Here is a 14,001-nt window from a genome sequence, read left to right as displayed (position 1 = left end):
AAATCCCATTTCTTTTATCTTGTATATTCTTAAAAAAAGGACACCCTATCATTTATGGTGGGAGTGGTTGAATAGCATGGAAATTAATAACATACTGTAATGATGATCATTAATCCCCATTCATAACAGGATTCATATGTCATCCATTAACATTGATGTTGCCCGCCCAACTGGAATTTATTTTATCATTGAACGACTGTATTCCCGCGATGGACTTATGCCTTCTATTGGGGAAATAAGCCCCTCTTTGACACAGGTGCATCGTACAGTCATTCAGCTAAAACGTAAGCAAGATATGTTTATGGATGGTATAAAAGTAATCCCAAAAGATATTACCCTTTGGCAACAGATAAAATATCTTACGGGTTCAAAAGTCACGACTAAAGATACCGATGCGTTAGTGTATACGACCGATTTTATCGGCTCCCTTGTTGCCACTACACCTTTAGGCAATATTGAGCATGAAAGCATTCCTCGCTTCCTCACGACAGAGTCTATTCACTCCCTTCCGCAAGCAGTGAGTTATGGGCGTGATCCCATCCCACAGGTACTTCTTTATGGTCGTAAGGATATTGTCTTCTTTATGGACAATGGTGGTAAAGGTACGCCAACCGCTATTGCAAAGTATAACCACAATACTCGTGACCTTGCCATAATCAAAGATCAGCTGGAAGCTGGTAAAACAATGAAGGAACTGCTTTCTAAGGGAGCAAAATTATGAGTAAGAAAAGCCATATCTTGAGTCTATTCATCCTTATTATTGCTGCCTTTATCTTTGGCAGAAGCACGTATGTTGAATACCTGGCATGGTACTATGGAAGCGATAATTTAGTCTTCAATGAAGTTAATATCGCCTTACTATCAAGTTTATTTAACGGACTCTATTTTGCTCTTTCAGCAAGTATTATCTACGCATCACTTATGTTATTAAAAAGAATTCCCAAAAATATCGTCGCTTCTTGTCTACTTCAGTTCTGTATCAACATCGGGCTATATACACTTTTTGTTGCAGTAGAGAGAGGATATAGTAAATTGCATACTTTAGGCTCGGGTGCTACTGATATCACCCACAGCTATTTTTTAGGGGCGTTGCTGACGAGCACACTCCTGACCGTCGCGATCGTGAGCGTTATACATGCTAAGTTTCTTTCTTCAAAGCATAAAGATGGGTTACATAAAGGCGTTTGACTGTTACGGCAAAGACAGCAAATGGCAGTATCTCTGCATCATAACATTCCAGCTTGCCTGGTTTTTGTTTTACTTATGGATCCCTTATCGAAGCGATTATGCGATTCTGCTGTTTTTACTGTTTTTCCTGCCCGTCATTTCAAGCAATACGCGGTGCATAAACTACTATGGCCGTTCACGCGCCTTGTGTTTTTTATGGATTATTGCCCCGTACGTCATGCTGTTCGTTCCTCTGTTCTTAACCAGACGCCGTAATACAGAAGATAATTGAAAGAGTAAAAAAACAACGCCACCTTCCGGTGGCGTTGTCGTTTTTCAGTACTGGTCTCTGTCTAACCAGTTACCGCTTACAATCCGCGTTAACCCATCGACCGGACGCTGGTAGACATACATCCACGCACTTCCGTACGGCGTCTGGATCAACTGGCGAGCGTATTCACCGCCCCTGGTGCGCAAGGCATCAAGTTCGGCAAGTGTAGCATTATCAATACGATAAACTTCACCCTGTACTGTTCCTTCGCCGGGAACCGCGCCTGGATAGTGGCCCAGGCTGTACAACTGGTAATTTTCGATATTGTAATTCCCCAGCAGCAGGGCATTGGTCATCCAGTGACTGTTGCCTTGCTTGGTTCGTAAACTGCCGTAGACAAATATTCGCATTGCTAAAACTCAAACTGATAGAGCAGATCAAGTGCCTGGTCTACGCCGGACACTGCTTCCAGATATAGCTTAGGCATCAGGCGATAGCGTAGCGTGAGTGTTGCCAGTGAGTCAAAGATCCCCACACCGTATTTTACCTGCAGACCCGGCAGTACATAGCCACTGACCACCACCTGCGAGGAGTCACCCACGCCCTGGGTGTCCAGCGCCAGATTGCTTACGCCGAACGTCTCGCCGATTTTACCCACAACCTGCCCACTTTGTGCAACCCCCAGGCCGACTAACATTGAGGTCATCGCCGCACTGTCGCTCTGACCGCTGTCCAGACCCTGTCCACGCAGCAGGTAAGAGAGAGCTTCCTGCTGCGACATCGCCGGGTCAGAGAAGATCTCCGCCTTCGGTTCGTCGGCAGAGCCGGTGACGCGTACGCCTGCAATGACGTCGTTTTCCGTCGCTTCAGGGTTACGAATCGCTTCGATGTTCAACAGAGGCTGATCCGGTGGACCGGAGAACAGCAGCTCGCCCTTACGCACAATCAGATCCTGACCATAGGCATGGAAACGCCCTTCAGGAATATTGATCTGCCCGTTCAGGCCAAGCCCTTGTTTATCCTGGGCCACTTTCAGATCGCCCGTGAGCCTCGCCTTCAGCCCAAACGCATCCAACCGCACGTTATTCCCCACGTGTACGATAAGGTTACTATTAATCGGTATGCCAGCGCTCTTCTGTTCGACAGGTTTCAGATTTTCATTGAGCATAACTTCATCACTTGAGACACCGACGGCGCTTTCCGGAACCTCGTGAACCACAATACGCGCCCATGGCACGTCGACGCGCCCGTCCAGGGTGAAGAGGCTTGGCGTCGCCTCAAAGACCACATCCGGCGAGACATCCAGGCGCACCATTGGCGGTACGGTAATGCGCACCTTGCTGCCTTTGGCCGCGATGCGGGCACGCCAGTTATCGAGCTGGCTCCAGTCCGCGTCACCGCTCAGGTTGATTTGCCCCTGCTGCGTTAACACCGAACCGCTCAGGGTCGAGCTCATGCCGTTGAAGTTCATCGCAATCTGGCTGGGCTGCATATCAAACGGCATAAAGTTGCCGTCGATGTCCACGCCGCTGAGGCGCATCTGACCGAATAGCTGCGGGCTTTGCGCGTTGCCGCCCAGACGCAGGTTGGCGTTCAGCATGCCCTCGGCTTTCTCCCCGCGGGCGAATATCGGGTTCACCATCGCCAGGTTGAAGTTACGGATATTGACGTTGCCGCCCAGATTACGCCGTCCTTGCGGATCGGTAATTTGTACCTGTCCGTCAAGCTGACCGTTGTTAGTAAGACGGATCAGCCACCCCAGCTCAGCACGGTTGTTATGCAGGTCTGCGCTCAGGTTGAGGGTATCGAATGCCACCGGGAGCGACGCATCATTCACCTCCTGCGTCACCTTCACGTTACGGCCCGAAAGCGTGACGCTACCCTGCGGCAGCCCCTCTTTGGTCGTATCCCAGGCGACATCGGCTTTCCCGCTGAAGACGCCGCTGGCCTGCGTGGTGTCCGGCATAAACGGTTTCAGCATCGCCAGATCAAAGCGGTTGAGGTTTACCTGCGCGTGCCCTGCCGCGCCCGCATCGATGGTCTGCGGCACGCACAGTTCTGCATTCGGGTTGATCCAGCAGTGCGGCCCAATAGCGATCTTTTGTTCCGCATTACGGTAGTCCAGCGAGAGAGAGCGTGACAACGCCAGCGGCCCCACCGGCGTGTTGAAACGGGTATTGTCCAGCGTCCCTTTCCAGCGCTCCGCTTTGCGGTCGAAGCTGCCGGTCAGGTGAAGCTGCCCGGAAACCGGCTCACCCTGCACGCGTAGCTGGAGGTCATGCTGTTTTTCGTTCCCTTTGGCGTCCAGGGTGACCAGGTTAATGTTCACGTCCGGCTGAGAAATGCGCTCCACGCGCAGGTTCAGGTTACCGCCGATCTGATCGGTGGATTTCACATCTCCTTCCACGCGGACGCGAGCAACGCTCAGTTCCTGCCAGCGCAGATTATTGGCGGTGATATCCGCAAGGAGCTGTGGCGCGTCGACCGTACCGCGCACTTTCACTAACCCTTTCGCCGTTCCGCCCAGGCCCGGCAGGGCGTTATCCAGGTTCGGCGCGTCGATGGTGGCGTCAAGATTGAGATCTTTTACCCCCAGCTCGCCTTTGATATCCGCCGTGTTGCGCCCCAGCGCGACGTGCAGGCCCGGGATCACCCACTGCAGGTAGCTGTTGCCTTTCACCGAGCCTTCAACATTCACCTTGTTCTGCTTGACGTTACCGGTGAGCTTGATCTCCGGCACGTCCATCTGCCACGTACCGCCGTACAGGCTACCGCGCGTTTTGATCAGCCCGTCCAGCTTCGACGGCCAGTCCGGCACCTCTTTGGCGGTGTTGATACCCGTCAGCTTCAGTTCGCCCCGCCAGCTGATCGCCTGCTGCCAGTCGAGCAGCGCGGTCAGCTCCGTTTTCCCTTCCAGCGCCGCGACGGTCAGCTTGTCGAGGTTGACCTGTTGTTCGTTGCCCTTCGCATCCAGCGTGATATTCGCGGGCGGTACGCCCTGCCCCTTCACCGCCGTGTGGAACGAGAGCGTGTAGTCAGTCATCTTGCCGCTCAGCTTCAGCTTCAGGTCATCGGCCTGGAACTGTTTTTCGCCGGTAAACGGCCAGTAAAGCTGCTTGCTGACGACCTCAAGATTGAGCGGCAGCCCGGCTTCCGCCAGCTGAGTCTGCGCGCGCAGAACCATGTCCACCGGGCCGGAGAGATTGACCCCAACGTCCAGCTTATCGCGCAGCGCCCCACCCACTTTGACCTTCACTTTTTCGCCCTTCAACGGGTCGATGTTGAGCGCGCTGTTCAGCGTGATATCCACCGGCCAGTTGTCGCGCAGCAGGGCGTTACCAGACGCATTCACCGACCCCTGGTTGGTGTCGATATCCAGCGCGTCGAGCTTCATGTTGCCGTCAATGCTGCTGACTTTCAGCAGCATGTTGTAGACGGTCAGGTCGGTATCGCCGGTCAGGCGTAGCTGCTCACCTTTGAACTCCTCAATATTGAGGTTCAGCGGCAGATGAACGTCAGTCATTTCCGGCAGAACAGGCTTCGAGAAGAGATCCTTCAGCGTTTCACCCAGCGGCTTTTCTTCCGGCTGCGGATTCTGGATCTTCGGCTCGACGATCTCTTCCTGCGCCACCTCGGCCACTTTCGGCAGCGCGATCAGCAAGCCCTGCAGTGAGGTTGGCGTCAGGGTCAGGTTTTTCTCCTGCCAGCGCAGGCCGGAGGTGAAATCCATGACGGAAACGGTGGTGTCGTCGATTTTAATATTGACGTTATCGAGCGCCACCCGATAGAGCGCAATCGGGTACGGCGTGGAGAGATTCAGCGGGCCGCTATCCTCTTCTTCCACCGGCGCAGACGGCGGCATTTTCTTCGAATCTATCGCCACGTTAACGTCTTTTAGCGACAGATCGTTAACGCACAGCTTGCTGTCACGCAGACAGCCCAGCTTCACCGCGAGGTGAAATTCCCCGGCATTTACCGCCACGCCCGGCTGCTCATAGCGGATATTCTTCAGACGCAGGTCGCGCCAGCCGCCGGTCACCTGACCTATCTCCAGCCCCGGCACCCAGCGGTTCGCCGCGTTAAACAGCAGATGCAGCCCGGTCGTCGTCCCCACCAGAAACGCCACCGTACCGAGCAGCAGCACGATAAAAATCAGCACCCCGAGGCTTATTTTCTTCCATAAACTCATAATTCAGGCCCCAGACCGATGTAAAACTGTAATCCATGTTCTTCTTTGTCGCCGACCGGAACGGCGAAATCAAGCTTGATGGGCCCGACCGGTGACTGCCAGCGCACGCCTACACCTGCGCCAGTTTTAAAGTCGCTGCGGCGGATATCGCTCACCGCCTCGCCACCATCAACGAACATGGCACCCCACCATTTTCCGCTGACGTTGTACTGGTACTCCAGCGAGCCAGTGGCCAGCTTGGAGGCCCCGATCAGCTTGCCGTCATCGTCTTTAGGCGCGATAGATTTGTATTTGTAGCCGCGGATGCTGCGGTCGCCCCCGGCGAAGAAACGCAGGTCCGGCGGGACTTTGTCGAAATCGCCGGTTTCAATCCAGCCGAGGTTGCCGCGCATGACAAAGCGGTGTTTGTCATACAGCGTGCGGATCCAGACGTTTTGCGCCTGAATCACCGAGAAATCCACGTCAGAACCCCACATCGTGTTGGAGTAATCGATGGAGTAACGCTGGGAATCCCCCCAGGTTGGCATCAGGCCGCCGCGCGAGCGGGTGCGGCTGATCATCACCCCAGGATAGAGCAGCATGGTGGTGTTGGTGACGTTGGCCTGGGTAAAGTGGTCCAGGCTCCAGCGCAGGTTAATGGCGCGCTGCCAGCCGCTGGAGAGATCCCAGTAGCGGGATACCGCAAGCGTGGTGGAATCGGACTCTGTATCGTTCAGGTCGGTGCGCTTAAAGCCCCCCTGGACCAGATAGTACTGCTCAAGCGGATTTTTCAGCAGCGGCATTTTATAGCTGAAATCTAGCTGCTGCTCCGGTGCAGAGATACTGGCGCTGGTCGTCAGGCTGTGGCCGTATGAGTTCATCCACGGCTTTTTCCAGGTGGCCTTCACGCGCGGGCCGACGTCGGTCGAATAGCCAACACCGGTCTCAATGGTGTTCTCGGTGCGCGGCGAGACAACGCCATGCAGCGGCAATACCTTGGTTTTGCGAGACTTATCAAATTCCGGCGCGACAACCACCGAGTTAAACCAGCCGGTGGCGGAGAGACGACGGTTTAGCTCCGCCAGGTCGCTCGACTGGTAGTAATCGCCTTTTTTAAACGGCACGAGGTTTTGCAGGTACTCTTCACGAATTTGCGAACCTTCAAACGTCACGTCGCCAAAGCGGTAGCGCTCCCCGCTGTCGTAGTCGATGTCCCAGAAGGCCTGGCGTCGCGCCAGCGCGATGCCCAGCTGGCTTTTGTTGAACTGGCTGTCAAAGTAGCCCTTACGCAGGGAAACGCTCGTCAGCTCTTTTTTGAAATGGTCGTAATCGCCATGGTTAAGCACGGTGCCGATCTTCGGCCGCGTGCTGAGCAGATCCAGGTAATCCCGGTCGGTACGCGCCCCGCCGCGCAGGACGACGTTCGTGCCACCAATCCGTACCGGCTCCCCCGCCGAGACGCGGGCAATAAGCACCTGACGCCCCTTCTTTGGCGGTGGACGGAGATCGAAATCAATGGTGGGTTCGTAATAACCCAGCGCTTTCAGCCCTTCACGGATCGCGTCATCCACGCGCGCGCGAAAACGCCGGTCCGGCGTCACCTCATCACTCTCGATGGTCGACAGCTGCGCACGCACGTTTTTTTCCAGCGCCCCGGAAAGCCCCTCAACCTGCAAACGGACATTCGCCGCGCTGGCAACCCCGCTTGTCAGCAACACACTGACCAAACATAACTGGCGGATTTTTGTCACGTTTTCTCCTGAATATCCCTGTTTCCACCCTGGAAGCAAATGCAGTGCCGCTCCGCGGCAAAATACGGCCTGTTAGCCAAAAACCCACATCACGGGTTGAAAATGGGTGTAACACCCAAATATTTCTTATGATTAAATCTAGACTCATTCAGCGCATTTATTGTGTTCAATTAAACGCGTCGTGACAACCTTAACCGAAACATCGCACCCCGGGAGGCCCCATCGTGAGTTTATTCGACAAAAAGCATCTGGTTTCACAAGCTGATGCATTACCGGGACGCAATACCCCTATGCCTGTGGCGACCTTACACGCCGTGAATGGCCATTCGATGACTAACGTGCCGGATGGAATGGAGATCGCCCTGTTCGCCATGGGCTGCTTCTGGGGCGTTGAGCGCCTCTTCTGGCAGCTGCCCGGCGTATACAGCACCGCTGCTGGCTACACCGGCGGCTACACGCCTAACCCAACCTACCGCGAAGTCTGCTCCGGCGAGACCGGCCATGCGGAAGCGGTTCGCGTGGTGTACGACCCTGCGGTGATTCGCTACGAGCAGCTTCTGCAGGTTTTCTGGGAAAACCACGATCCGGCGCAGGGTATGCGTCAGGGCAACGACCACGGCACACAGTACCGCTCGGCCATTTATCCGCTCACGCCTGAGCAGGATGCTGCCGCCCGCGCCAGCCTTGAGCGTTTCCAGCAGGCCATGCGGGAAGCGGGCGATACGCGTGACGTGACAACCGAAATCACCACCGCGAAACCGTTCTACTATGCCGAGGACGATCATCAGCAGTACCTGCACAAAAACCCGTACGGCTACTGCGGTATCGGAGGCATCGGCGTCTGCCTGCCGCCTCAGCTGGCCTGATCACCGTTCCAGCGCCACGCGAGCCGCGTGGCGCGTTGCATTACAGACCGAGCCGTAATCCATCACTTTTCCCTGCAACAGCAGGTTAAAGACCGGCGCCTGCGGTCGGTTGAGCCGCGTTTGCAGCAGGTGAACGGCTTCAATCCCCAGCTCCCGACAGGGCACCGTCACGCCCGTGACCGGTTTTTCCAGACGGTGCGCCAGGTTCCATGCAAAATCGGTCGTTATCAGTGAAATATCTTCCGGAACGCGCAGCCCGTGTCGGGTTAACGCCCTGATCACCCCTTCCACCATGCTGGTGCTGTTCGGGAAAATCACCTCCGGCCACTGCGATCTATCATGGCTCATCAGCCACGCATCCAGAGCCCGCTCAGCCTCTTCAGCGGTAAACCACTCCGTCACGAGCAAATCACGCTGGGGATCGAAGCCCACGTGAAAATGGCGGTACGCCTCTTTAATGCCGTCCAGACGCGCGTAAAGCGTTTCTCGCCGCAGGCAGGTGAGCGTGAGCACACGCCGATGTCCCTGCTCAAAAAGATACTGCATGGCGGTAAACCCAATCGCCCGGTGATCGGGTGACACGGCATCCAGCTCCCGATCCCGATCAACGGAATTAATTAACACGCAGGGCTTATTTAACGTGCTCGCCAGTTTAAATATGGTGGAATCATCAGTCCCAATAATAATTATCGCGTTAATATTCTTCTGGCTGGCCTTTTCCATAAATAATTTCACGTCGGCGTGCTGTTCTTCTAATCCACAGCAGCTCACCCACACATTGTGCCGCGCGCAGGCTTCAGTAATCCCTTTTGTGACTTCCAGATAAAAAATATCGCCGCGTCCCTGAAAGGTTCTTTCTGGCGCAAAAACAGCGATACCGTTAATTAACAGTCTGCCGCTCGCCATGGACTCCAGTACGCCTAATTCTCTGGCAGTACGAACGATCGCCTCCCGGGCTTTATCGCTGGTATACGATTTGCCGCTTAATACCCGAGATACCGTACTGACGGAATAGCCCGTCAGGGCCGCAATCTCCTCCATTTTTAACCTGCCCGGCATAGTGTGACCTCGCTCTCATTCAGTTTTTGCAAATATTTGCAGAAACAGCCTTTTGATTTTAAAACCAAATTTCAGAAAGCCTGGAGATTACTTAATCACCTTGCGAGTATTCTCACAAAAACACATTGTCGCTGCGGCTCGCCTTTCCTATTTTCCGGTCATCACTTCTTTTCAACAGAAATTAAGGTGTGACATGGATAAGGTACGTTTTGGCATTATTGGAATAGGTAATATCGGCACGGTCCACGCGCGCTATTTACTGGCGGGTACGGTCAGCGACGCGTGCCTGACGGCGGTTTGCGATAATGCACCGGAAAAGCATCCGGCCATTCGCCAGCTGGTCGGCAATCTCCCCGTGTTCAATGACGCCCAGGAGATGATCCAGAGCGGGCTTATCGACGCGGTGATTGTCGCGACGCCGCACTACGAGCATCCGCGCCTGTCGATGCTGGCGATGCGCAACGGCATTCACACCCTGTGTGAAAAACCGGCGGGGGTATACACGGCTCAGGTGCAGGAGATGAACACCTGCGCCCGGGACTGCGACGTGGTGTTTGGCATCATGTACAACCAACGCCCGAACCCGCTTTATCAGAAGGTAAAAGACCTTATCGACAGCGGCGAGCTGGGCGAGATTCGCCGCTCCAACTGGATCATCACCAACTGGTATCGCTCGCAGAGCTACTACAACTCCGGCGGCTGGCGCGCCACCTGGAAAGGGGAAGGTGGCGGCGTCTTGCTCAACCAGGATCCGCATCAGCTCGATCTCTGGCAGTGGCTGGTCGGAATGCCGGTCCGTCTGCGCGCGTTTTGCCAGTTCGGCAAACATCGCGATATCGATGTGGAAGACGAGGTCACCGCCTATGCGGAGTACGCCAATGGCGCGACGGGCGTGTTTATCACTACCGTCGCGGAAACACCGGGGACCAACCGCCTGGAAATCGTTGGCGACCGCGGCAAGGTGGTCGTCGAAGAGGGGAAACTGCGCTACTGGCGGTTACGTGAATCCGAAACCGCCTTCAACGCCCGCTGGCAAAACGGTTTTGGTGAACCCGAATGCTGGGAGGTCTCCATCCCCGTCGCCCCGGAATGCAGCGAACATCACGTTATTACCGCCAATTTCTCTGCCGCCATTTTGCGCGGCGAGCCGCTGATTGCGCCGGGTCTGGAAGGGATCCGCGGGCTTACGCTTTCCAACGCCATGCACCTCTCCACCTGGACAGACGACTGGGTCGACCTGCCGCTCAATGAGAAACAGTATCTGCGCCTGCTTCAGCAGCGTATTAGCACCTCAGTGGCTAAAGAGACCGCCAGCATCACGCTGGACGCCTCTGGCACCTGGTAACAGCGGAGAAACACGATGTTAAATGTCGCTATCGTGGGAACAGGGAATATCTCGCATAACCATATTCAGGGCTATTTGCAGTTTGGTCAGCGTTGCCGGATCGTCGCGCTGGTCGATATCTACCCGGAAAAAGCCCACGAGAAAAAAGCACGCTACGGCCTGACGGATGCCCGCGTGTACGCAAGCCACCAGCAGATGCTGGCGTCAGAGCCCGATGTGGACATCGTCGATGTCTGTACGCCGCCCTATGTTCACGCGGAGATCAGCATTGATGCCCTGCGCGCGGGGTGCCATGTGCTGTGCGAAAAACCGATGGCCGCCTCGCTGGAAGAGTGCGACGCGATGATCGCCGCACAGCAGGCCAGCGGTAAAACGCTCTCCATCATCGCTCAGAACCGCTTTACCGATGCTTTCTGGCGCTTAAAAGCCGCACTGGATTCCGGCCTCGCGGGAAAAATCTGCCATGCGCAGGTGGATTCGTTCTGGTGGCGCGGACACTGCTATTACGACCTATGGTGGCGTGGCACCTGGGAAAAAGAGGGAGGTGGCTGCACGCTTAACCACGCGGTACATCATATCGACGCCATCCAGTGGATGCTCGGCTTCCCGTCGGAGGTCGTGGCAATGATGACCAACGTGGCGCACGACAATGCCGAGGTGGAAGACCTCAGTGCCGCGATCTTCAAATACCCGAACGGCGCGCTCACGCAGCTTACCTCCTCGGTGGTGCACCACGGGGAAGATCAGAAAATCATCATTCAGGGCGATAAAGCGCGTATCTCCGCGCCGTGGCAGGCCTTTGCCAGCGTCAGCGCCGATAACGGCTTCCCACAGGAAAGCCACGATCTGCCGAGAGAAGCGCAACTCAACGCGGTTTTTCACGACACCCGCAAACTCGAATGGACGCTACACAACGGGCAGATTAACGACCTGCTTTATGCCATTGAGCACGGCACGGCACCGTTAGTGGATGGCCTGCAGGGCAAGCGTTCCCTCGAACTGATTACCGCAATTTATAAATCAGCCATTACCCGCACCGTCGTCCCGCTGCCGATTCAGCGCGATGACCCGTTTTACCGTACCGGCGGGACGAACGCCCTCGCCCCCCGTTTTTATGAGAAGTCCGCAAGCGTGGCCAACTTCAGCGAAGTCGGTGCCATCCCCCTGGGAAAAGATCTGGATCGAGGAATGTCATCATGAACAAGAAAGACGGAATGAACTACGCCCCGGTAGGTAAACCGCAGCCGGTTGTCCGGGAAGGTGAATTTGTTTTTGCCGCTGCCGCACTCGACCACGGTCATATTTACGGCATGTGCAACGGCCTGATTGAAGCCGGCGCCACGCTGAAATGGGTGTACGACCCCGACCCGGCGAAAGTGGATAAATTCATCCAGCAATATCCGCAGGCCCACGTGGCGGCGTCGCTGGACGTGATACTCAACGACGACGAGGTGCGCCTGGTGGCGGGTGCGGCCATCCCGTCCGGGCGCTGTGCGCTGGGGCTGAAAGCGATGGCCGCAGGTAAGGACTATTTCACGGATAAAGCGCCGCTCACCACCCTTGAACAGCTGGCCGATGCCAAAGCAATGGTGGCGCAAACCGGGAAGAAATACGCGGTGTATTACAGCGAGCGTCTGCACGTAGAGAGCGCGGTCTTTGCCGGACAACTGGTGCAGCAGGGCGCGATTGGCCGCGTCGTGCAAACCCTGGGAACCGGTCCACATCGGGAAGGGACCGGTCGTCCGGAGTGGTTCTACGATCGTCGCGACTTCGGCGGCATTCTCTGCGATATCGGGAGCCATCAGATTGAGCAGTTCCTTTTTTATACCGGCAACAGCGACGCCTCGGTGGTGGCAAGCCAGGTTCGCAACGTTAAACACCCGCAGTATCCCGCCTTCGAAGATTTCGGCGACGCGATGCTGAAAGGGGAAAACGGTGCCAGCGGCTATTTCCGCTGCGACTGGTTTACGCCGGACGGGCTTTCAACGTGGGGCGACGGTCGTCTGACCCTGCTCGGCACCGAAGGCTATATCGAAATCCGCAAATATGTTGATTTAACCCGCGGCGAGCAGGATGTGGTTTACCTGGTGAACAAGGAGGGAGAATTCCGTTATCCCGTCGCCGGGCAGGTCGGGTTCCCGTTCTTTGGTGAACTGATCCTCGACTGCCTGCACCGGACCGAAAACGCCATGACGCAGGCGCACGCCTTCAAGGCGGCGGAGCTTTGCGTAAAGGCTCAGATGCTGGCCAACGCGACGGCATAACGGGAGGCAACGATGACGATCCTGAACACAGCGGTTATCGGTGCCGGCGCGATTCACCGCTGCCATGTGAATGCATTACGCCAGATCCCCAACGTCGCGCTGCGCGCGCTGGTGGATATCGACAGCGTTAAAGGACTGACGCTGGCGATGGCCTATCAGTGCCGTTTTTATCAGGATTACCGGGAAATGCTGCTGGATGATGCCATCGACGTGGTCCATATCTGTACGCCGCATTTCGAGCATAAACGTATGATTCTGGCGGCGCTCGCCGCCGGGAAGCATGTGTTCTGCGAAAAACCGGTGGGGATGAACAGCAGTGAATTCGGCGATATCGTCCAGGCAGTCGAGCAGGCGCCGGGCCTGCTCGGCGTTTGCTATCAGAACCGGCTCAATCCCACCAGCCTGCGCATCCGACAGGAGTTAAGCGAGGGCGGGCTGGGGAAGATGCTCGGCATGAAAGCGGTGCTGACGTGGTCGCGGTCGGGCGCCTATTACACCGAAAGTCCGTGGCGTGGACGGCTGGCAACGGAAGGCGGCAGTCTGCTGATCAACCAGGCGATCCATACCCTCGACCTGATGCAGTGGTTCGCTGGCGGGGTCACGCGCCTGAAAGGCGTGGTGGAGAGCGGTGAGCTGGCGGACGTAACCGAAGGGGAGGACAGCGCAATGGCGACGCTGCACTTTGCTAACGGCGCGCGTGGCCTGTTTTATGCCAGCAACTGCAATACCACGGATTCCCCCCTCTGGCTTGAGATCCATTGCGAACGGGGTTCGCTGCTGCTCAATGACAATGTGCTCTGGCGCATTACCCCGGGCGAACGTCGCAAGCTGGCAACCGATGATTCTCCTGACGGCTCGGTCAAAAGCTACTGGGGGCTGGGACACCAGCAGGCGATCCGCCGTTTTTATCATGCCATTCATCACCCGGAAACGGACTACACCGATATCCATGCTGCCGGGAAATCACTCACCCTTGTGGAGGCCCTTTATCGCTCATCTCAATTAAGAAAATGGATAGATATCAATAATTAGAACGTAATGTGTCGTCCAGCAGTAAATAAAAAAACGACCTGAAACACAGGTTAATCATTACCCTACACTGGATATTAT

The 14,001-nt window shown here is 55.8% G+C and carries 11 protein-coding genes; 7 read left to right on the top strand and 4 right to left on the bottom strand.

Going from position 1 to position 14,001, the window contains the following annotated elements:
• Positions 1–136 precede the first annotated feature (136 nt).
• Together ABFI50_RS11405 and ABFI50_RS11400 are read left to right on the top strand one after the other, a co-directional pair.
• The gene (locus ABFI50_RS11405; protein ID WP_014882270.1) at positions 137–721 is read left to right on the top strand and encodes a hypothetical protein; all 585 of its coding nucleotides are present in this window, start codon (positions 137–139) and stop codon (positions 719–721) included.
• Positions 718–1,188, top strand: coding sequence for a hypothetical protein (locus ABFI50_RS11400; protein WP_023336692.1), 471 nt, complete (start codon positions 718–720; stop codon positions 1,186–1,188). Before ABFI50_RS11405 ends, ABFI50_RS11400 begins: the two co-directional genes overlap by 4 nt.
• A gap of 315 nt (positions 1,189–1,503) precedes the next feature.
• Here the strand turns inward: ABFI50_RS11400 and ABFI50_RS11395 are convergent, their stop codons facing one another.
• The 3 genes from ABFI50_RS11395 to tamA are packed head-to-tail and all read right to left on the bottom strand — an operon-like array spanning position 1,504 to position 7,357.
• Positions 1,504–1,848, bottom strand: coding sequence for a gamma-glutamylcyclotransferase (locus tag ABFI50_RS11395; RefSeq protein ID WP_014882267.1), 345 nt, complete (start codon positions 1,846–1,848; stop codon positions 1,504–1,506).
• Between the two features lie 2 nt (positions 1,849–1,850).
• Positions 1,851–5,627: an autotransporter assembly complex protein TamB gene (gene tamB / locus ABFI50_RS11390; RefSeq protein ID WP_023331875.1), complete on the bottom strand. Its 3,777-nt coding sequence runs from the start codon at positions 5,625–5,627 to the stop codon at positions 1,851–1,853.
• The gene (gene tamA, locus ABFI50_RS11385) at positions 5,624–7,357 is read right to left on the bottom strand and encodes an autotransporter assembly complex protein TamA (RefSeq protein WP_014882265.1); all 1,734 of its coding nucleotides are present in this window, start codon (positions 7,355–7,357) and stop codon (positions 5,624–5,626) included. The genes tamB and tamA overlap by 4 nt, the downstream gene beginning before the upstream one ends.
• A 224-nt stretch (positions 7,358–7,581) precedes the next feature.
• Here tamA and msrA point away from each other — a divergent pair, with 224 nt between their 5' ends.
• Positions 7,582–8,223: a peptide-methionine (S)-S-oxide reductase MsrA gene (gene msrA, locus ABFI50_RS11380; RefSeq protein ID WP_023336688.1), complete on the top strand. Its 642-nt coding sequence runs from the start codon at positions 7,582–7,584 to the stop codon at positions 8,221–8,223.
• Here the strand turns inward: msrA and ABFI50_RS11375 are convergent, their stop codons facing one another.
• A complete protein-coding gene (locus tag ABFI50_RS11375) occupies positions 8,224–9,282 on the bottom strand; it encodes a LacI family DNA-binding transcriptional regulator (RefSeq protein ID WP_045268859.1) in 1,059 nt (352 codons plus the stop codon).
• A gap of 193 nt (positions 9,283–9,475) precedes the next feature.
• Here ABFI50_RS11375 and ABFI50_RS11370 point away from each other — a divergent pair, with 193 nt between their 5' ends.
• Genes ABFI50_RS11370 through ABFI50_RS11355 form a run of 4 tightly spaced genes read left to right on the top strand, consistent with a single transcriptional unit; the run spans position 9,476 to position 13,923 of the window.
• Positions 9,476–10,627 carry a Gfo/Idh/MocA family oxidoreductase gene (locus tag ABFI50_RS11370; RefSeq protein ID WP_347484022.1) on the top strand — a complete coding sequence of 384 codons (1,152 nt, stop codon included), beginning with the start codon at positions 9,476–9,478 and terminating at the stop codon, positions 10,625–10,627.
• 15 nt (positions 10,628–10,642) lie between these two features.
• Positions 10,643–11,827: a Gfo/Idh/MocA family oxidoreductase gene (locus ABFI50_RS11365; protein ID WP_347484019.1), complete on the top strand. Its 1,185-nt coding sequence runs from the start codon at positions 10,643–10,645 to the stop codon at positions 11,825–11,827.
• Entirely contained in the window at positions 11,824–12,891 is a 1,068-nt protein-coding gene (locus ABFI50_RS11360) for a Gfo/Idh/MocA family oxidoreductase (protein WP_014882260.1), read from the top strand. Before ABFI50_RS11365 ends, ABFI50_RS11360 begins: the two co-directional genes overlap by 4 nt.
• A 12-nt stretch (positions 12,892–12,903) precedes the next feature.
• Positions 12,904–13,923 (top strand): Gfo/Idh/MocA family oxidoreductase, encoded by a 1,020-nt coding sequence (locus ABFI50_RS11355; protein ID WP_069601634.1) that lies wholly within the window; start codon positions 12,904–12,906, stop codon positions 13,921–13,923.
• Positions 13,924–14,001: the final 78 nt, after the last annotated feature.

The sequence above is a fragment of the Enterobacter sp. HNDS-6 genome (assembly GCF_039850505.1).
Lineage (GTDB): Bacteria > Pseudomonadota > Gammaproteobacteria > Enterobacterales > Enterobacteriaceae > Enterobacter > Enterobacter kobei.
The sequence above is the reverse complement of the archived record's forward strand: the minus strand, read 5'-3'. Positions and strand labels throughout refer to the sequence as shown.

Excerpts from the sequence above, each read along its gene's own strand:
- ABFI50_RS11405 (WP_014882270.1), top strand. The coding sequence starts at position 137 with ATGTCATCCATTAACATTGATGTTGCCCGCCCAACTGGAATTTATTTT.
- ABFI50_RS11400 (WP_023336692.1), top strand. The coding sequence starts at position 718 with ATGAGTAAGAAAAGCCATATCTTGAGTCTATTCATCCTTATTATTGCT.
- ABFI50_RS11395 (WP_014882267.1), bottom strand. The coding sequence starts at position 1,848 with ATGCGAATATTTGTCTACGGCAGTTTACGAACCAAGCAAGGCAACAGT.
- tamB (WP_023331875.1), bottom strand. The coding sequence starts at position 5,627 with ATGAGTTTATGGAAGAAAATAAGCCTCGGGGTGCTGATTTTTATCGTG.
- ABFI50_RS11375 (WP_045268859.1), bottom strand. The coding sequence starts at position 9,282 with ATGCCGGGCAGGTTAAAAATGGAGGAGATTGCGGCCCTGACGGGCTAT.
- ABFI50_RS11370 (WP_347484022.1), top strand. The coding sequence starts at position 9,476 with ATGGATAAGGTACGTTTTGGCATTATTGGAATAGGTAATATCGGCACG.
- ABFI50_RS11365 (WP_347484019.1), top strand. The coding sequence starts at position 10,643 with ATGTTAAATGTCGCTATCGTGGGAACAGGGAATATCTCGCATAACCAT.
- ABFI50_RS11360 (WP_014882260.1), top strand. The coding sequence starts at position 11,824 with ATGAACAAGAAAGACGGAATGAACTACGCCCCGGTAGGTAAACCGCAG.
- ABFI50_RS11355 (WP_069601634.1), top strand. The coding sequence starts at position 12,904 with ATGACGATCCTGAACACAGCGGTTATCGGTGCCGGCGCGATTCACCGC.